At 71.2% G+C, this 17,766-nt stretch carries 17 protein-coding genes; 10 read left to right on the plus strand and 7 right to left on the minus strand.

Annotation, left to right across the window (positions count from 1 at the left end; all coding sequences use genetic code 11):
* Positions 1-100 precede the first annotated feature (100 nt).
* Genes BGO46_RS05275 through BGO46_RS05285 form a run of 3 tightly spaced genes read left to right on the plus strand, consistent with a single transcriptional unit; the run spans position 101 to position 4,481 of the window.
* Complete coding sequence (locus BGO46_RS05275) at positions 101-1,720, plus strand: trypsin-like peptidase domain-containing protein (RefSeq protein WP_292677327.1); 1,620 nt, start codon at positions 101-103, stop codon at positions 1,718-1,720.
* 44 nt (positions 1,721-1,764) lie between these two features.
* On the plus strand, positions 1,765-3,027 hold the full coding sequence (locus BGO46_RS05280) for a CDP-glycerol glycerophosphotransferase family protein (protein WP_292677329.1): 1,263 nt from the start codon (positions 1,765-1,767) through the stop codon (positions 3,025-3,027).
* A complete protein-coding gene (locus BGO46_RS05285) occupies positions 3,024-4,481 on the plus strand; it encodes a CDP-glycerol glycerophosphotransferase family protein (RefSeq protein ID WP_292677331.1) in 1,458 nt (485 codons plus the stop codon). Before BGO46_RS05280 ends, BGO46_RS05285 begins: the two co-directional genes overlap by 4 nt.
* A 36-nt stretch (positions 4,482-4,517) precedes the next feature.
* Here the strand turns inward: BGO46_RS05285 and BGO46_RS05290 are convergent, their stop codons facing one another.
* Positions 4,518-5,609 (minus strand): glycosyltransferase family 2 protein, encoded by a 1,092-nt coding sequence (locus BGO46_RS05290; RefSeq protein WP_292677333.1) that lies wholly within the window; start codon positions 5,607-5,609, stop codon positions 4,518-4,520.
* A gap of 72 nt (positions 5,610-5,681) precedes the next feature.
* Here BGO46_RS05290 and BGO46_RS05295 point away from each other — a divergent pair, with 72 nt between their 5' ends.
* Complete coding sequence (locus BGO46_RS05295) at positions 5,682-6,956, plus strand: CDP-glycerol glycerophosphotransferase family protein (RefSeq protein WP_292677335.1); 1,275 nt, start codon at positions 5,682-5,684, stop codon at positions 6,954-6,956.
* A gap of 4 nt (positions 6,957-6,960) precedes the next feature.
* Here BGO46_RS05295 and BGO46_RS05300 read toward each other — a convergent pair whose 3' ends face one another.
* The 5 genes from BGO46_RS05300 to BGO46_RS05320 all read right to left on the minus strand — a co-directional run bounded on the left by BGO46_RS05300 (position 6,961) and on the right by BGO46_RS05320 (position 10,481).
* Positions 6,961-8,250 carry an aminoglycoside phosphotransferase gene (locus BGO46_RS05300; protein WP_292677337.1) on the minus strand — a complete coding sequence of 430 codons (1,290 nt, stop codon included), beginning with the start codon at positions 8,248-8,250 and terminating at the stop codon, positions 6,961-6,963.
* Positions 8,251-8,281: 31 nt separating this feature from the next.
* Positions 8,282-8,488, minus strand: coding sequence for a hypothetical protein (locus BGO46_RS05305; RefSeq protein WP_292677339.1), 207 nt, complete (start codon positions 8,486-8,488; stop codon positions 8,282-8,284).
* Positions 8,489-8,504: 16 nt separating this feature from the next.
* Complete coding sequence (locus BGO46_RS05310; RefSeq protein WP_292677341.1) at positions 8,505-8,789, minus strand: hypothetical protein; 285 nt, start codon at positions 8,787-8,789, stop codon at positions 8,505-8,507.
* 53 nt (positions 8,790-8,842) lie between these two features.
* Entirely contained in the window at positions 8,843-9,727 is an 885-nt protein-coding gene (locus BGO46_RS05315; protein ID WP_292677343.1) for a hypothetical protein, read from the minus strand.
* A gap of 61 nt (positions 9,728-9,788) precedes the next feature.
* On the minus strand, positions 9,789-10,481 hold the full coding sequence (locus BGO46_RS05320) for a phosphocholine cytidylyltransferase family protein (RefSeq protein WP_292677345.1): 693 nt from the start codon (positions 10,479-10,481) through the stop codon (positions 9,789-9,791).
* Positions 10,482-10,675: 194 nt separating this feature from the next.
* Here BGO46_RS05320 and BGO46_RS05325 point away from each other — a divergent pair, with 194 nt between their 5' ends.
* The 3 genes from BGO46_RS05325 to BGO46_RS05335 are packed head-to-tail and all read left to right on the plus strand — an operon-like array spanning position 10,676 to position 14,069.
* Positions 10,676-12,223, plus strand: coding sequence for an ABC transporter ATP-binding protein (locus BGO46_RS05325; RefSeq protein ID WP_292677347.1), 1,548 nt, complete (start codon positions 10,676-10,678; stop codon positions 12,221-12,223).
* A complete protein-coding gene (locus BGO46_RS05330; RefSeq protein ID WP_366246799.1) occupies positions 12,220-13,755 on the plus strand; it encodes a hypothetical protein in 1,536 nt (511 codons plus the stop codon). Before BGO46_RS05325 ends, BGO46_RS05330 begins: the two co-directional genes overlap by 4 nt.
* Positions 13,756-13,802: 47 nt before the next feature.
* A complete protein-coding gene (locus tag BGO46_RS05335; protein WP_292677351.1) occupies positions 13,803-14,069 on the plus strand; it encodes a DUF3039 domain-containing protein in 267 nt (88 codons plus the stop codon).
* 22 nt (positions 14,070-14,091) lie between these two features.
* On the opposite strand, the gene BGO46_RS05340 is transcribed toward BGO46_RS05335, so the two are convergent.
* Complete coding sequence (locus tag BGO46_RS05340) at positions 14,092-15,468, minus strand: nicotinate phosphoribosyltransferase (protein ID WP_292677354.1); 1,377 nt, start codon at positions 15,466-15,468, stop codon at positions 14,092-14,094.
* Positions 15,469-15,506: 38 nt separating this feature from the next.
* Between BGO46_RS05340 and murI the strand changes: the two genes are divergently transcribed.
* Genes murI through rdgB form a run of 3 tightly spaced genes read left to right on the plus strand, consistent with a single transcriptional unit; the run spans position 15,507 to position 17,696 of the window.
* Positions 15,507-16,334, plus strand: a complete 828-nt coding sequence (murI, locus tag BGO46_RS05345; protein WP_292677356.1) for a glutamate racemase — start codon at positions 15,507-15,509, stop codon at positions 16,332-16,334.
* Positions 16,331-17,065 carry a ribonuclease PH gene (gene rph, locus BGO46_RS05350; protein ID WP_292677358.1) on the plus strand — a complete coding sequence of 245 codons (735 nt, stop codon included), beginning with the start codon at positions 16,331-16,333 and terminating at the stop codon, positions 17,063-17,065. Before murI ends, rph begins: the two co-directional genes overlap by 4 nt.
* A gap of 31 nt (positions 17,066-17,096) precedes the next feature.
* Positions 17,097-17,696, plus strand: coding sequence for an RdgB/HAM1 family non-canonical purine NTP pyrophosphatase (gene rdgB / locus BGO46_RS05355; RefSeq protein WP_292677360.1), 600 nt, complete (start codon positions 17,097-17,099; stop codon positions 17,694-17,696).
* Positions 17,697-17,766: the final 70 nt, after the last annotated feature.

Raw genomic sequence — 17,766 nt, forward strand, 5'->3', positions numbered from 1 at the left:
CCTGCTCACCACAGACACATAGGCTGATGGGGGCGTGGCCATATGGAACGCACAGACTCCCGCGGCATCCTGATCGTGTCTTGGGAAGAAGGAATCACCGATGAGCGACAACGCCCCCACCTCGAACACTCCGGAACAGTCGGATGCCTCCGCTGAGGAGCCCCTCTCTCCGGCGTCGCCGGCTTCCGACGTCCCTGACGTCGCCGCCGCGCCCGCCGAGCGCCCGCCGCTGCCGGCTCAGGCTGCGGCCGACGCCGCGTCGGCCGCCCCCGCGGCGGACGCCCCGGCACAGCCCGCCGCCGTGCAGCCGACGCCGGTGCAACCGGTGCAGCCCACGCCCGTGCAGCCGATGCAGCCCGCCTACGGCGCCTACGCCGGGCAGCCGCAGTACACGGCTCCTCGCGTCCCGACCTACGCCGAGGCGACCGCCGCCTACGGCACCGCGCCGTACGGGCAGACCGCGCAGCCGGCTCACACGGCACCGGCCGCTCCCCACACGGCATCCACGACGACGGCGCCCTCGGGCAAGGTCGGCGCGGGCCGCATCGTCGGCATCATGGTGGCCGCCGCCCTCGTCGGCGGTGCCGCGGGCCTCGGCGGTGCTGCCGCGGGCAGCTCGTTCTTCGCGCAGCCGCAGACCGTCGTCACGACCGGCCCCGCCGCCGTCACGGTCAACAACACCGACTCGGTGAACCAGACGACCGCGATCGCCGCCAAGGCGCTGCCGAGCGTCGTCACGATCTCGGCGACGTCCGGTTCGTCCGGTGGCACGGGGTCGGGCGTCATCCTGACCGCGGACGGCTACGTCGTCACGAACACGCACGTCGTCACGCTCGACGGCGCGACCGCCGACGCGCAGCTGTCGGTCACGACCTCCGACGGCAAGGTGTACGCGGCGACGATCGTCGGCACCGACCCGACGTACGACCTCGCGGTCATCAAGCTCACCGACGCGTCGGGCCTGACCCCGATCGAGTTCGGCGACTCGAGCAACCTCAACGTCGGCGACCAGACCGTCGCGATCGGCGCCCCGCTGGGCCTGTCCAACACGGTCACGACCGGTATCGTCAGCGCGCTGAACCGCTCGATCCAGATCGCCTCGTCGGCCGCGCCCGACAGCGAGAGCCAGGACTCGAACTCGGGCGGCCAGGACTCGCCGTTCCAGTTCGACTTCGGCCAGGGCCAGCAGCAGTCCTCGACGACCTCGTCGATCTCGATCGCCGTGATCCAGACCGATGCCGCGATCAACCCGGGTAACTCCGGCGGCGCGTTGCTCGACGGCGACGGCAAGCTGATCGGCATCAATGTCGCGATCGCCTCGACCGGGTCGAGCAGCTCAAGCTCGAGCCAGTCCGGCTCGATCGGCGTCGGCTTCTCGATTCCGTCCGACATCGTCAAGCGCGTCACCGACGAACTGATCGCCGACGGCGTGGCGACGCACGGTCTGCTCGGCGCGGGTGTGAGTGACGCTTCCGCGCAGACGGATGCCACGACGGCCGGCGCCTACATCGCCAGCGTCACCAGCGGTGGCGCGGCCGCGGCTGCCGGGCTGCAGCAGGGCGACGTCGTCACGTCGTTCAACGGTGTCCCGATCACCGACGCGACGGATCTGACCGCCCAGGTGCGGGCCCTCGCCGCGGGTAGCACCGCCACGGTCGTCTACGAGCGCGACGGCAAGAGGGCTTCGGTCGAGGTCACGCTCGGGTCGCTGACGGAGTAACCCGGCACAACGAGAAGGACGCCACCCCGCGATAGGCTCGCGGGGTGGCGTCCTTCTCGTTCGGCGCCGGCAACGCCGGGAAGCTCCTGCGCATCCCGCTGTACGCGCTGGGGCGCCTCGCGACGCTCGTGATCCGGCGCACGCGCGATCTGTGGGTGTTCGGGTCCGCCGCGGGCCTCGCCGACGGGGCGTGGGCCCTGTGGGAGCACGCCGCCGAGCGCGGTGAGCGCACCGTGTGGCTCACGGGCAGCGCAGATCAGGCCGCGCAGGCGCGGGCGCGGGGCATCAGGTTCACGCCGAAGGGATCCCCGCGCGGGTTCTGGCTGACGGCACGGGCGGCCGTCACCGTCGTCACGCACGGATTCGGCGACGTCAACCGCTACGCGGCGACCGGCGGCGTCATCGTGCAGCTGTGGCACGGCATCCCCCTCAAGCGCATCGGTCTGGATGCCACGGTCACCATCGACAGCCCGCTGCCGTTCGCGCGCGGGATCACCCGCCGGAGTCTCGCCGCGCTCTACCGCCGCACGCAGGGCCGCATCCGGGTGCTGCCCGCCGCGTCCGAGCTCGTGCGCGGCCGCCTCGAGTCGGCGTTCGGGTTGGCGACGGCGCGGGTACCCGTCACGGGGGAGCCGCGCACCGACGTGCTCTCGCGCGGAACCGCCGACGGGCGGCGAGCTACTGCCCGCGCCGCATTGGCGAGCCTCGTCGGCACCGTCGGAGGCGACGAGACCGTCGTGCTGTACGCGCCGACGTGGCGCGACGGTGCGGATGATCCGTCCGTGCCCGGGGCGAGCGAGATCACGGCCCTGCACGCGCTACTCGACGATGCGCGCGCGGTGCTGCTCGTGCGCTCGCACCATCTCGGCGCCGGCGACTACACGACGCTGCAGGGGGCGCGCGTCCGTATGCTCGGCGGTGACCTCGCCCCCGACATCACGCCGTTGCTGCCGGGGATGGATGCCCTCGTCACCGACTACTCGTCGCTGGCCTACGACGCGGCCCTCGTGCCGCTGCCGACGCTGTTCTTCGCCCCCGATCTCGACGCGTATCAGCGCAGCAGAGGCTTCTACGGCACCTACGCCGACGTCGCCGGCGCCGCACCCGCACGTGATTGGACCGAGCTCATCGCCGCACTGCGCGCCCTGCTGACCGACCCGGAGGATCGTGCTGAGCGCGTCGCTCGCGCGGCCGCGCTGAGCGCGCGCATGCATGCCTTCGACGACGGCCGCAACACGGAGCGGGTGTACCGCGCGATCCGACGCCTGCTGCCACCCCACCCGCCGGCCACCGAGAGGCCCTCATGACGATCACCGCGCACCTCGACGACAGCGCCGAGCCCACGCTCATCCTCGGCGGCACGGGGCCCCGGCCACAGCGGGTCACACTCACGGGACGCCGCGCGACGGTCAGCGCACGCCCCACGGGGCGCGGCACGACGTGGACGGCGCGTCTGCCGCTGCGCGCCGCACGGTGGGGCGGGCCGGAACTGCCGCTGCCGAGCGGCGAGTACCGGCTGCACATCGAGGCAGCGGGCGGTGCGGCCGTGCCCGTCACAGCGTCGCTGCCCGCGACGCTCACGGCGACGGTGCGGGTGCAGCTCGACGGAGACGTGCTGAGCGTGCGCCCGCCGATTGATGTGGCGTACGACTCGGGGGAGGGACAGGCGGCGCTCGAGCGGCGTTACGCGACGCGCCCGCAGGGGCTCGAGAACGCGGTGTTCTTCGAGAGCTTCTATGGGCGCAATGCGAGCTGCAATCCGCGCGCGATCGACCGCGAACTGGCCCGCGTCGCACCGGGCGTGACGCGCTACTGGAGTGTCGTCGACCTGTCGGTGCAGGTGCCCGACGGCGCGATCGCCGTCGTCGAGGGCAGTCCGCAGTGGTGGCGGGCGCGTGGCGCGGCGCGCCTGCTCGTCGTCAACGACTGGCTACGCCGCCGGTACGAGCGGCGCGCCGGACAGGTCGTGCTGCAGACGTGGCACGGCACCCCGCTCAAGCGTCTGGCGCTGCACCGCCCCGGTTTCGACCCGCGGCGCATGCTGGCGGTACTGCGGGAGAGTCGGCGCTGGGATGTGCTGCTCGCGCAGAACCCGTACGGCGAGCGCGTGCTGCGCAAGGCCTACGCGTTCCTGCGGCGGCCCGTCTGGGTCGAGGGTTACCCGCGCAACGACACGCTCGTCACAGGCGACGGGGCGAAAGCCCGTGCGGCACTGGGCATCGGCGCCGACGAACGGGTCATCCTGTACGCGCCGACGTGGCGCGATGACCGTGACACGATGGTCGACTTCCTCGATCTGCAGAAGCTCGCCGCCGACACCGGGGCGGTCCTGCTCGTGCGCGGCCATTCGCGGACGATCCTGCCCGGCAGTGACACGCACGGTGCGCGGCTGATCGACGTGACGGCCTATCCCGACATCGCCGAGCTACTCGTCGTGGCCGACGCCGTCATCACCGACTACTCGTCGGTGATGTTCGACTACACCGCGACCGGCAAGCCGATCGTGTTCTTCACGCCTGACCTCGCCGACTATCGCGAGCGCCTGCGCGGGTTCTACTTCGATCTCGCCGCTCATGCTCCAGGGCCGCTTGTGACGACCCAGGACGAGCTCACTGCCGCACTCGCGACGGAGGGCATCCCGCCCGAGTACGCGCAGCGGTACGAGCAGTGGCGTGAGCGCTTCAACGCGCGCGACGACGGTCACGCCGCCGAGCGCGTGGTCGCGCGGATCCTCGACCAGGGATTCGTCGACCGCGCCTGAGCCGTCGCGGGTGCGACCGCGTGATTCGGGTACGACTCAGGGGAGCGGTGTGTTGCGGCGCAACCGCGAGGTGTCGATGTTCTCGCGTGCGCCGGTCGCGGCGCCGACGAGGAATCCCAGCCCCCACGCGAGGTGCATCGAGGCGATCACGACGGGTGCCCACAGGCGTTCGCGCCAGCCGGGCCCGGCCTGCCGACTGCCCGCGTACGCGGCGATCAGCACGAGGTAGGCGAGCAGAGGCAGATAGACGACGGATGCCGCGATGCTCGCCGTCCCGCCGATGACGCCGGTCAGCTGCAGGGCCCCGATGACGAGGGCGAGAACCGCGATGATGACGAGCGCGGGCGGTGCGAAGAAACGGAGCGAGTTGCGCCGGCCGAAGCGCCGGACGAGCTCGCCGCGCCACGTGCCGGTCGAGCGGAACTGGCGTACGAGGGCCGTCCAGCGCTCGCGCGGCCAGTACGCGACGGCCAGTTCGGGGTCGAACCAGACCCGGTAGCCGGCGCGGCGGATGCGCAGGTTGAGCTCCCAGTCCTCGCCGCGGCGGATGCTCTCGTCGAACAGGCCCACCTCATCCAGCACGGCGCGGCGCATGACGCCGAGGTAGGCCGACTCAGCGGGGCCCGCGGTGCCGCCCGAATGGTAGGCGCCGCCGCCGAGGCCGATGGGGGAGTTGTACGCGCGTGCGACGGCGCGTTGGAACGGGGTGCGGCCCTCGGCGCGCATGACGCCGCCGACGTTCGCGGCCCGCACGCGCGCGAGCGTCGCAAGAGCCTGCCGTGCGTAACCCGGCTCGAGTGCGGAGTGCGCATCGACACGCACGATCGTCGGGTGGGTCGACGCGCGAATGGCGAGGTTGAGCCCGACCGGAATGTCGGCCGCGGGATTGGCGATGAGACGGACGCGGGGGTCGGCCGCCGCGAGGCGCCGCGCGATCTCGTCCGTGGCATCCGTCGACGGCCCCAGCGCCAGGATGAGCTCGGACGGGCCGTCGACCTCCTGCGCGAGCACACTCTCGACGGCGGCCTCGAGGTAGCGCTCCTCGTTGAGGACGGGCATGACGAAACTGACGCCGGCCCCCGGCGGCGGCACCGGGGCATCCCGCCCGCCCGGATCGACATCGTGCATCCGTCGATCATGTCACGCCGACGTGTCGGCGCCGCGGCCGAGCGCGCGCGTGCGGCTCGTTAGGCTGGAAGCGTGGGATGGATCTCGGATGGCCGCAAGGCGGTCGTGCTGGTGCGCAAGGCCGTGCGCAGTCGCATGGCGGTGCGCGACGTGCGCGCGCGGCTGTCGGCGCTGGGGCGTCACCCCGCCGACCACTTCCGTGTCGCGGTGTACTTCGCCGACGGCGAGGTCAACATGTACCAGATCCGCCAGTGGTACAAGCCGCTGCAACATCTGGCGCAGACGTGGCCGGTCGTCGTGCTGTCGCGTCAGGCGACGGGTGCCCGTGCGATCGTCGCCGACGGCGCTGTGCCGGTCGCCTACGTCCCGACGGTGCGAGACCTCGAGCGCTACATCGCGAAGCAAGACATCCGCATCGTCCTGTACGTGAACCAGAACACCCGCAACTTCCAGATGTTCCGGTACGGGCGGCGCTGGCACGTGTTCATCAACCACGGCGAGTCCGACAAGATGTACATGACCACCAACCAGTTCAAGGCGTACGACTACGCGCTGGTCGCCGGTGACGCGGCCCGCGAGCGGCTCGCGCGTGTGCTGTGGGACTACGACCTCGACAGCCGGACGATCCCGATCGGTCGCCCGCAGGCCGACTACTACTCGGGCGAGCTCCCGTATCACCCCGACGAACGCACCGTCGTGCTGTACGCGCCGACATGGGAGGGCGACCGCCCCTCGGCGCACTACGGCTCGATCCGCACGCACGGCGAGGCACTCGCGACCGCGCTGCTCGCCTCGCCGCGCCACCGTCTCATCTACCGGCCGCACCCGCGTTCGGGTGTCGTGGATGCCGAGTACGGCGCCGCGAACGATCGGATCATCGCCGCCATCGCGGCGGCCAACGCCGCCGATCCCACCGCCGCGCACGTGTTCGACGACAAGCCCGACCTCGGCTGGCAGCTGGCTGCGGCCGACGTCGCCGTCGTCGACATCTCGGCGATGGTCTACGACCGACTCGCCGCCGACAAGCCCCTGATGATCACGCGCCCCGTCGACCCGGCTGCGGCGGTCGACACGCACGGCTACCTCTCCGATGCCGAGTGGCTCACCGCCGATGCCGCGCCGCGCATCCTCGACGAGACAGAGCGCGTGCTCTCGGACCCGGGCGCCACGGGCCGCCTCGAAGGCTGGGTGCGACACTACTTCGGCGATACGACGCCGGGCGCGGCCACAGCACGGTTCGAGGGCGCGATCCGCTTGCTGATGGATCGGTGGGATCAGTGGCACGCGGCATCCCGGGTGGACGACGATGACGACGCCGAGGACGATGCGGAGCTCGACGAGGACTGACGCTTCAGCCCCGCGTGATCAGGCGGTCGACCGCCGCCAGCGGGATCGACAGCCACCCGGGGCGGTGCCTCGCTTCGTAGATCGCCTCGTACACGGCCTTCTCAAGCTCCAGCGCGTCCAGCAGCGGGCCGGCCGGGTCGGTTCCGGCGACCTCGCGGTAGCCGGCGAGGAATGCCGCGCGTGCGGCGGAGGACCATGCCTCCGCCGTCGTCGTGGTGCGCGTCAGGGCGAGGGAGCCCGCGACGTAGTCGAACGAGCGGAGCATGCCCGCGATGTCGCGCAGCGCGAGGTCGGGCTTGCGGCGTTCGTCCATGGGGCGCATGGGTTCGCCCTCGAAGTCGAGCAGCACCCAGCCGCGGTGCGGCACCTGCAGCACTTGACCCAGGTGATAGTCGCCGTGAATGCGCTGCAGTGCGGGCCATTCGGTGGATGCCGCCATCGCGTAGCGGTCTCGGATGGCGCTCAGCTGCGGGCCCAATTGCGGCACCTCTGTCGCGGCGATCTCAAGGCGCCTCCGCCAGGTCTCGATCAGCGCAGCGCGTTTCGCGCCGTCGGCAGGCGGTGTCGGGAACAGTCGCGCGAGATCGCGGTGGACGGCGGCGGTGGCGCGGCCGAGCTCTTCGGCGGGGGCGGTGAAGTCCTCGCCGGCCTCGGCCGCGCGCAGCGCGACCCGCCAGGCATCCTCGACGTCGGGGAAGAACTCCTGAGCGAACGCCAGAGTGCCTGGCAACGTGCGTGTGGCATCCACGGGGTCGGTCCAGCGACCGTCGAACACGCCGATGACGGCGGGCACATGCGGCGACCCGATGCCGGCGAGGGCGCTCTGCAGTTCGATGTCGGGGTTGACGCCGGCGCTGAGCTGTCGGAACACCTTGCAGATGACCGGCCGGCCGGTTGCAGGGCGATAGATGATCGACGTGTTCGACTGCTCGCCACGCAGCACCTCGCCGCGCGCCGCGGCGGCACCGGCGGCGCCGGGGGCCACCAGCTCGAGCAACGCCCCCGTGAACGCCGCGTCGTACGGTCCGTCGATGAGCGCCGTCTCTTGTGACCCGTCGATCCATCCCGAGGTCTCGCGCGCCACAGCGCCCGCGCGCTCGACGACGGGCACCTGGTAGACGACGGGTCGGGCGGGCGCGTCGTCGGCGACGATGAGCACACGCACGCGCGCGTCCGGGTCAGGGGAGGGCAGCTCCACGTTCGCGAGCTCGCGCAGCTGCGGCGTGCGCCCCGTCGTGGTGAACCAGCGCTGGTGCGGCAGCCAGGCGGCCAGCCGCGCCATCGTGTCGTCCATGCGTCGAGGGTAGCGGGTGACGCGGCTTGACTCAGTCGCTGTCGCCACCCGCGTCGACGGCGATCTCGATCGTCGACAGCTGTGCCGGGTCGGTGAGTGAGATCCCCTCGGTGCCCAGCACCACGGCATCGCCGATCGGCGGCGGCAGCACCTCTCCCGGCACGCGCGGCTGCCACGGCTCAGCGGGCAGGCCCGCCCACTCGTCCGGCTCTTCGGGGCGGCTCTGGAAGATTCCCATGGCACCATTGTCGCCCTCACAGCACGAATCGCCAGCAGTACTCTTCGTCGGTGCGCCAGCGGTACCAGGCGACGGTGATGACGACGGCATCGAGGTCGGCGTCGCACAGACACATGGCGACGTCCTCGCCGGGCAGCACCTGCCCCCAGTGCTCCGACGCTCCATCCGAGCGGAACACCCGCACGAAGTCGGCGGGTTCGGCGCTGCTGTTGCGCACGACGGGGTGCGCCTCGTCACGTCGATCGATCTGCCAGGGGACGGCGTAGGGACGGGATCTGCCGGGTTCGAGTGCTCGCAACATGCCCGTGACGCTAGGGGTGAGCACCGACGCGGAAGCACCCCAACGCGCCCGCATCACTCGGTTCTGTGGAAACTCCGTCCGAGTGTGTCGATGTGGAGGAGGCGACGCCCGCTGCTGCCGAGTGCGGAGCCCGCGCGCCGCAGCGTGCCGAATGCGGATGCTTCCAGACGCGTGGCACCCGGGCGCGGTTCGAGTTCGGCGGGGTACTCCTGCGGCGCCTGCCCGAAGGCGCGACGGGAACCGATCACGACGCGGCGACCGAGCAGGTGGTTTCCGGTGCCGCCGACTGCCGCGCCGATGCCGAACGGCAGCGCCTTGCCGATCACCGAGGCGCTGCCCTTCGCGGCGAACTGGTGGATGAACGCCGTCTTGAGCCGGTCGACAAGGGGACCGACGGCCGCACGGGGCAGCGACTTCGTGATGAGCTCGCCCCAATAGGCGGACCGAGCCGGCCCTCTGCCGGCGGCCTGACCAGCGAGCTGGGCGACCAGGTCGACGCCCTCCTGGCCGAGCATGAGGGTCAGCACGAGGGCCCGCGCGCGGTCGGGGTTATCGACCGGGATGCCGTGGAGCTCGGCGAGCGACTGAGCGAACAGCGCCGTCGCATCGAGGAATCCGATGGTCTCGACGCCGGAGAGCGCCAAGGTCACGCCCGTGCCGATACCGGGGACGACGGCGGTCGCACCGACGGCTGCTCCACCCGTCGTGACGGCCGCGAGATAGCGGCGCTCGAGCATCCGCACGATCTGCGTCGTCGTGGCATCCGGGTTCCGCAGGCGGATGCTGCGCAAGTGGGCGACCACGATGGGCCGCTGGACCCGCAGCACCGAGTCGAGGGCGCGGATCGCTCGTGGGTGCTCTGCGGAGCCCTGCGGCGGCAGGCCTCCCGCCCAGGGCGCGTCGTTCGGCATCGAGTGGATGCGGTGGACCTTTGCCATGTCAGCCCGATCCTACGAACGACCCCTGAGCGGGTGCTGTGCGACGCGCGCGCCGCGCGGCTCAGACGTACTGGTTCGCGCGCTCGAGATCTTCGGCGAAGTCGATCTCGACCGCGTACAGGTCGGAGATGTCCAGCGGCTCGAGGAGCAGCCCGTTCTCGGCGATCGCGAGCTCGAGGCCGCGCTCGAAGTAGTCCTGATCGTCGACGCGGCCGAGCTGTGCGATGAGCGCACGCTTGTCGGCGCTGGAGATGTAGTTGATGCCGACCGCTTCGCCGATGCCGCCCTTGACGGTCTTGGAGAGCTGCTTGATGTAGCCCTCGGCGGTCACGGTGTACTTGACCTCTTCGTCGCTGACCTTGGCGGTGTTGACGGTGACGAACGACTGATCGCGCTCGATGAACTCGATGGCCCGACCGAGCACGCGCGGGTCGAAGACCACATCGCCGTTCATCCAGAGCACGCCGCCGCGACCGGTTGCCTTCAGGGCGCGCAACAGGCTCTTGGAGGTGTTGGTCTGGTCGTAGCGGTCGTTGTGCACGTAGTCGACGTGCGGGAAGGCGTCGATGATCGTCTCAGCGCGGTAGCCGACCACGGTCGTGATGCGGGCGGTGTCGCCGAAGGCGGCCCGGATGTTGTCGTGCTGCTGACGCATGATGGTGCGGCCGTCGCTGAGCTCGGTGAGCGGCTTGGGCAGGCTACGCCCAAGACGCGAGCCCATGCCCGCGGCGAGGATGACTGTATGAAGGGTCAAGGGGTACTCCTGGAGTCTGCTGTTCACTGTCCGTTTGACGTGTGGACACTCCGTCGTGCCGTCAGCATGGTAGCGAAATGACCTGGGAAGGCGCAGGAAGATGCAGGTCCGTTGCCGTTTTGTGACCTTCGCCGGGCTCGTCACGGCGCGATGCCGACCGGGTTTCTGTCAGGGCCGCTTGCTAGGTTGTACGGGTGACCGCCTCTTTGCCGCTCCCTGAGAACGACGCCGGCGACCACGAGTTCGTGGCCCCGCCGCTGCCTGCGCTCAGTGCGGCGGATGCCGCGGCATCCGCGGTCGCCGCCGACCACGCGGACTCGGATACCGTCTCGGAGCCGCCTGCGTCGCAGGAACCCGACGCGCCCGCCACGCCGGCGCCGCGCCCCCCGCGAAAGCGCCCCGCACGGACATCGGCGGCACGCACGACGGCGGCGCGCACGACGACGCCGCGCACGACGACGCCGCGCACGACGGCGAAGCGCACGCCCGCGAAGCCGACGGCGGTGCCGCCGCCGCCCCCTCCGCCGCCGACGCCCGCGTCGGTTGCGGCCGCGCGATTCGACACGGATCCCGCGCCCGACGTGGAGGCCACCGCGGCGCCCGAAGTGGATGCCCCCGCGGCGCCCGTTCCCGAGAAGCCGGCCCCGAAGCCGCGCGCCCCGCGCAAACCCCGAACGCGCACGCGCCTGGTTCGCCCGGCAGAGCCCGAGGCCGAGATCGTCGTCGAGGAGCCCGAGGTCGCGCTCGCGGTCGTCGAGGAGCCCGAGGTTGAACCCGAGCCCATCGTTGTTCCCGAGCCCGAGCCCGAGCCCGAGGTCGAGCCGGAACCCGAAATGGAGCCGGAGCCCGGACCGCAGCCGGAGCCCGAACCGGAAGTCGAGCCCGAACCCGAAGTCGAGCCCGAGCCGGAGGCCGAGCCTGCCGCAGACGCCGACCTCGTGGTCGATGCCCTGCCTGAGCTGGAGGTCGACGTCGACGCCGCGGTGCCGGCGCTGCGCTTGCGCGGCGTCACGAAGACGTTCGGGCAGACGCGCGCCGTCGACGCGATCGATCTGGCCGTCCCGGCGGGCACGTTCTACGGCATCGTCGGTCCGAACGGCGCCGGAAAGACGACGACGCTGTCGATGATCGCGGGGCTCTTGCGCGCAGATCACGGCACGATCGAAGTGGCCGGCGTTGATCTGGCGGCCGATCCCGCCGGCGCGAAGCGGCTGATGGGCATCCTGCCCGATCGGTTGCGCACGTTCGATCGCCTCACCGGGCGCCAGCTGCTGCACTACTACGGGGTGCTGCGCGGACTGCGGTCATCCGTCGTCGAGTCGCGCACCGCCGACCTCGCGCGCGCGTTCGACCTCAGCGACGCGCTTGGGCGCACCGTGTCGGACTTCTCCACCGGTATGACCAAGAAGATCATGCTCGCCGGCGCGATGATCCACTCGCCGCGCGTGCTCGTTCTCGACGAGCCGTTTGAATCGGTCGACCCGGTGTCGTCGTCGGTGATCCTCGACATCCTCTCCGCTTACGTCGCCCACGGCGGCACCGTGATCCTCTCCAGCCACGGGATGGAACTGGTCGAGCGCGTCTGCAGCGGCGTCGCGGTCATCGTCGCGGGTCAGGTCCTCGCGCAGGGCACCGTCGACGAGGTGCGCGGAGAGCTGACCCTCGAGCAGCGGTTCATCGAACTGGTCGGCGGCGTCAGCGACGTGGAGGGCCTGGAGTGGTTGCACACGTTCTCCGATTGAGGTTCGACCTGCTCGTCGGCGCGCTGCGGGGCGACCGTCGACGCGCGGCACGCATGATCCTCGGCCTCGTCGTCGTCACCGCGGCCGTCGTCGGGGTCTTCATCGCGGCGGCGCGGTTGCGAGGCGTCGACCTCGCAGTCGCCGACACCGTGACGGTCATCGCCGGCTCCGCCCTCGTGCTCGGCTTCTTCGCCGCACCGCTCGTGGGCGGACTCGACGATCAGCTCGACCCACGCCGTTTCGCGGTGTTCGGGATGTCCAGCGGCGCTGTCGCCGGTGCTATCCTGCTCGCCGGGGTCATCAGCATCCCCGTGCTCACGCTCATCGCCGTCGGCGTCGCCGTCACCGGCCTGTGGACGGCACACGGGGCATCCGGCCCGCTCACCGTCTTCGCGGTCGTGCTGGGCGTCGTGACCTGCATGCTCGCCGCCCGCATCGGGCTGGCCCTGGCGGGGCTCGTCCTGCGCGGACGCCGCACGCGCGAGCTGAGCGGCCTGCTGCTGGTCGCGGTGCTCGTCATCGTCGTTCCGGTCGTGGTCTTCTTCGTGTCCCTCGAATGGGACGGCGCTGTGCCGTCGGCTCTCCGCGAAGCGGTCGCAGTGCTGTCGGTCACGCCGCTCGGCGCCGCCTGGGCGATCCCCGGCGCGGCGCTCACCGGCACCCTGACCGGCCCACTGCTGGTCGCGATCGGCACCGTCCTGGCGCTCGCGGCGCTGTGGGTGTGGCTCGTGCGGGTGCTGCTGACGACCACCGAACGCCCGGGCGTCGGGCGCGAGCGCGCGGGGCTGGGCTGGTTCGTGCTCACGCCGAGCACGCCCACCGGTGGCATCGCGGCGCGCAGCCTCATCTACTGGCTGCGTGACCCGCGTCACCTCGTGAACCTCGTCATCGTGCCGGTCACGGCCGTGGTCATCGTGCTGCCGCTGCTCGTGGTCGGCGTGCCGTTCGAGTACATCGCGCTCGTGCCTGCGCCGGTGATGGCGCTGTTCTTCGGCTGGCTCGTGCACAACGACCTCGCCTACGACTCGACGGCCCTGTGGATGCACATCGCTGCGGCGGTGCGCGGCGGCGCCGATCGTGCCGGTCGCCTCGTCCCGGTGCTGCTGGTCGGTCTGCCGCTGCTCGCGATCGCGATCCCGCTGTCGGTCGCGCTGCACGGCCGCTGGGCGATCCTGCCCGCGCTGGCCGGTGTGTGCGCGAGTCTGTTCCTGACCGGTCTCGGGCTCTCGTCGGTGTCGTCGGTGCTGGCACCGTACGCCGTCTCGCGCCCCGGCGACAGCCCGTTCCAGCAGCCGCAGCGCACGAACGGTGGACTCGCGCAGGGCGTCGTGCTGATCGGGGCGCTCGTGCTGAGCGCTCCGGCCCTCTGGTGGGGGTGGCTCGCTCTCACCGCAGACGTGTCCTACGCCTGGGTCGCGTTGTGGGGTGGCATCGGCATCGGGTTGGCTGTATTGCTGCTCGGTGTCGGCATCGGCGCGGCGATCTTCAACCGGTCCGGCGGGCGGCTGATGGAGTTTGTCGAATCGACGTGATTCGATTCGGGCCCCGATGACGGTGCCCGCCGCTAGAATCGGATGCCATGAGCACCCCCGTCGAAGGCCCGGAGCAGGGTGGCACCCTGACCCTCGATCGCGAGCTCGAAGAGCTCCTGCGCGAGGAGAACATCGAGCCGGGCGACCACGAGCGGTTCTCGCACTACGTCAAGAAGGACAAGATCCTCGAGTCGGCGATCACCGGCAAGCCGGTGCGCGCGCTGTGCGGCAAGAAGTGGACGCCGGGCCGTGACCCGGAGAAGTTCCCGGTGTGCCCGACGTGCAAGGAGATCTACGAAAGCCTGATGGGCTGAGCGCGCCCTGCGCTCCTCCGCCCTAGGCGTCGATGAAGACGGTCGGCAGGGCGGGGTCCGAGCGGCTGAGCGCGAGCGCCTTCACCGGCAGTTCCTCGCGGACGAGGGCGTGGTGGGCGCGCGCGAGCGCGACGCCGCCGGGGCCCTCGTATGAGGCATCCGGCTCGCCGTGGTCGACGAGCGTGACCTGCAGCGGCCTGGCGTCGGGATGGTCGGTGGCTGTCTGCAGCTGCTCGAACCCGTCCGAGACGGCGATGAGCTCGCTCGTCGCGGTGCCGCGATCGAGCGTGCGGAACGTCGCCTTGCGGCCGCCCTTCGAGCCCTTGTCAGCGGATGCCTTCGCGACGGCGACCCAGCCGCCGGCGCCGTCCTGGCGGGCGACGAGCTTGTAGACCATACCGGCGGTCGGCGCACCGGAACCCGTCACGACAGACGTGCCGACGCCATAGGCATCGACGGGCGATGCCGCGAGGGCCGCGATCGCGAACTCGTCGAGGTCGCTCGTGACGGTGATCTTCGTCCCGGTCGCACCGAGTTCGTCGAGCTGCGCGCGCACGGCGGCGGCGACGGTGGGCAGGTCGCCCGAGTCGATGCGCACGCCGCCGAGGCCCGTCCCCGCGACGCGTACCGCCGTGGCGACGCCTTCCCGGATGTCGTACGTGTCGATCAGCAGGGTGGTCTCGACGCCGAGTGCGTCGATCTGCGCGCGGAACGCCGCCTCCTCCGTGTCGTGCAGCAGCGTCCAGGCGTGCGCCGCGGTGCCCATCGTCGGGATGCCCCACGTGCGCCCCGCCTCGAGGTTGCTCGTCGCGCCGAAGCCCGCGATGTAGGCCGCGCGTGCCGCGGCGACGGCCGAGCGGTCGGCGGCGCGTCGCGAGCCCATCTCGGCCAGCGGCCGGTCGCCGGCCGCGATGCTCATGCGCGCCGCCGCGTTCGCGACGGCGGAGTCGTGGTTCATGATGCTCAGGGCCAGGGTCTCGAGGACGACGGCCTCGGCGAACGTGCCCTCGACGGTGAGGATGGGGGAGCCGGGGAAGTACAGCTCGCCCTCGCGGTAGCCGCGGATCGTGCCGTTGAAGCGGTAGCCCTCGAGGAACGCGAGCGTCTCGGGGCTGACGATCCGGTGATCGCGCAGGAACCGCAGCTCGTCGTCGCCGAAGCGGAAGTCGCGCAGCTGCTGCAGCAGCCGCCCCGTACCCGCGACGACGCCGAAGCGGCGCGCGCCGGGCAGACGCCGGCCGAACAGCTCGAAGACGCACGCACGCGCGGCCGTGCCGTCGCGCAGGGCCGCGTCGATCATCGTGAGCTCGTACTGGTCGGTCAGCAGCGCGGTCGAGCGGGGCTGCGCGTCTGATCCCTGAGCCTGCGCGTCTGATCCCTGAGCCTGTCGAAAGGGCATGCGGTCACTCTACCGACGCGCGGGTAGGCTGGGGGATCGTGAATGACGCGCCGATCGGAATCTTCGACTCCGGGGTCGGCGGACTCACCGTCGCTCGGGCCGTCTCGCAGCTGCTGCCCCGGGAATCACTGCTGTATGTCGGCGACACGGCGCATTCGCCGTACGGACCCAAGCCCATCGCCGACGTCCGCCGGTACAGCCTCGAGGTGCTTGACACCCTCGTCGACGAGGGCGTGAAGATGCTCGTGATCGCGTGCAACACGGCATCCGCCGCCATGCTGCGTGATGCGCGCGAACGGTACGACGTCCCGGTCGTCGAGGTCATCGGCCCCGCCGTCCGCACCGCGATCTCGACGACCCGCAACGGCCGCATCGGCGTGATCGGCACGGCCGGCACGATCGGATCCGGCGTGTACCAGGACATGCTCGGCGTCAACGAGTCGCTCACGGTGTTCGCGCAGTCGTGCCCGCGGTTCGTCGAGTTCGTCGAAGCCGGCATCACCGACTCCGCCGAAGTCCTCGCCGTCGCCGAGGACTACCTCGCGCCGCTGCGTCACGCGGGTGTCGACACGCTCGTGCTCGGCTGCACGCACTACCCGTTCCTCGAGGGCGCCATCAGCTACGTGATGGGCCCCGAGGTGTCGCTCGTCTCGAGCGACACCGAGACCGCGAAGGACGTCTACCGCCAGCTCGTCTCGCGCGACCTGCTCGCCGGCCCCGACGCCGCCGCCACCCACGTCTACGAAGCGACCGGCGACTCTGCCGACGACTTCCTGAGCCTGGCCGACCGGCTGATGGGGCGCGGCGTCTCCGCCGTTCGTCTCGTGCACACCGGCGCCATCGACCTCCCGAAGGGAACCCCATGACTGACACCGTTCGCGCTGATGGGCGCGCCGTCGACCAGCTCCGCCCCGTCGTGATCGAGCGCGGCTGGAGCGCTCACGCCGAGGGCTCCGCGCTGATCTCGTTCGGCGGCACCAAGGTGCTGTGCACCGCGTCGTTCACGGGTGGCGTGCCCCGCTGGCTGACCGGCAAGGGCAAGGGCTGGGTCACGGCGGAGTACGCGATGCTGCCGCGGGCGACGAACAGCCGCAACGACCGCGAGAGCGTCAAGGGCAAGATCGGCGGCCGTACGCACGAGATCTCGCGCCTGATCGGGCGCGCGCTGCGTGCCGTCGTCGACACGAAGGCCCTCGGCGAGAACACGATCGTGATCGACTGCGACGTGCTGCAGGCAGACGGCGGCACGCGCACAGCCGCGATCACCGGCGCCTACGTCGCCCTCGCCGACGCCATCGAGTGGGGCCGCGCGAAGGGACTCGTCAGCAAGAACGCGAACGTGCTGCTCGACTCGGTCGCAGCGATCTCGGTGGGCATCATCGACGGCGAGCCGATGCTCGACCTCGCCTACGTCGAGGACGTCCGCGCCGAGACCGACATGAACGTCGTCGTCACGGGCCGCGGGCTGTTCGTCGAGGTGCAGGGCACCGCCGAAGGTGCACCGTTCGACAAGCGCGAGCTCGACGCGCTGCTCGAGCTGGGTGTCGCCGGCTGCGCCGACCTGCGCGACGCCCAGGCCGCGGCCCTCGCCGACTGATCGCGTACCGGAATACTGCAGACTGCGACAGATGAGCACTCGAATCGTCCTGGCAACCCACAACAGCCACAAGGTGCAGGAGTTCGGCACGATCGTCGCCGCGACCCGGCCCGATGTCGAGGTCGTCGGCTACGACGGTCCGGAGCCCGTCGAAGACGGCGTGACGTTCGCGCAGAACGCCCTCATCAAGGCCCGCGCCGCGGCAGAGCACACGGGGCTGCCCGCGCTGGCCGACGACTCGGGGATCTGCGTCGATGTGCTGGGCGGCGCACCCGGCGTGTTCTCGGCCTATTGGGCCGGACACAAGAAGGATGCCGCGGCGAACCTCGAGCTCCTCCTCGACCAGCTGTCCGACATCGTCGATCCGCACCGCACGGCGCATTTCGTCTCGACGATCGCGCTCGTGATCCCGGGCGGCGCGGAGCACGTCGTCGAAGGCATCTGGCCGGGGCGGCTCGCGGCGGCTGCGGCCGGTGGCGGAGGGTTCGGGTACGACCCGATCTTCATCCCCGACGGGCAGGATGCCGCGGCCGAGCGCACGGCGGCCGAGTTCTCGGCGGCGGAGAAGAACGCGGCATCCCACCGTGCCCGCGCCTTCGCCGCGCTCGTGCCGCTGCTCGCCGGCCTCTGACTGAGAATCACGATCATTCCCGACTGCGCGTAACCCCGGGCGCACCCGCACCCGCGGGCCTACGCTCGAA

The sequence above is a fragment of the Microbacterium sp. 70-16 genome (assembly GCF_001898315.1).
Classification (GTDB): domain Bacteria; phylum Actinomycetota; class Actinomycetes; order Actinomycetales; family Microbacteriaceae; genus Microbacterium.

Bases quoted from the DNA above. Each gene is read 5' to 3' on its own strand.
- BGO46_RS05285 (WP_292677331.1), top strand. From the start codon at position 3,024: ATGACGATCACCGCGCACCTCGACGACAGCGCCGAGCCCACGCTCATC.
- BGO46_RS05335 (WP_292677351.1), top strand. From the start codon at position 13,803: ATGAGCACCCCCGTCGAAGGCCCGGAGCAGGGTGGCACCCTGACCCTC.
- BGO46_RS05275 (WP_292677327.1), top strand. From the start codon at position 101: ATGAGCGACAACGCCCCCACCTCGAACACTCCGGAACAGTCGGATGCC.
- BGO46_RS05305 (WP_292677339.1), bottom strand. From the start codon at position 8,488: ATGGGAATCTTCCAGAGCCGCCCCGAAGAGCCGGACGAGTGGGCGGGC.
- rph (WP_292677358.1), top strand. From the start codon at position 16,331: ATGACTGACACCGTTCGCGCTGATGGGCGCGCCGTCGACCAGCTCCGC.
- BGO46_RS05300 (WP_292677337.1), bottom strand. From the start codon at position 8,250: ATGGACGACACGATGGCGCGGCTGGCCGCCTGGCTGCCGCACCAGCGC.
- BGO46_RS05340 (WP_292677354.1), bottom strand. From the start codon at position 15,468: ATGCCCTTTCGACAGGCTCAGGGATCAGACGCGCAGGCTCAGGGATCA.
- rdgB (WP_292677360.1), top strand. From the start codon at position 17,097: ATGAGCACTCGAATCGTCCTGGCAACCCACAACAGCCACAAGGTGCAG.
- BGO46_RS05315 (WP_292677343.1), bottom strand. From the start codon at position 9,727: ATGGCAAAGGTCCACCGCATCCACTCGATGCCGAACGACGCGCCCTGG.
- BGO46_RS05290 (WP_292677333.1), bottom strand. From the start codon at position 5,609: ATGCACGATGTCGATCCGGGCGGGCGGGATGCCCCGGTGCCGCCGCCG.
- BGO46_RS05310 (WP_292677341.1), bottom strand. From the start codon at position 8,789: ATGTTGCGAGCACTCGAACCCGGCAGATCCCGTCCCTACGCCGTCCCC.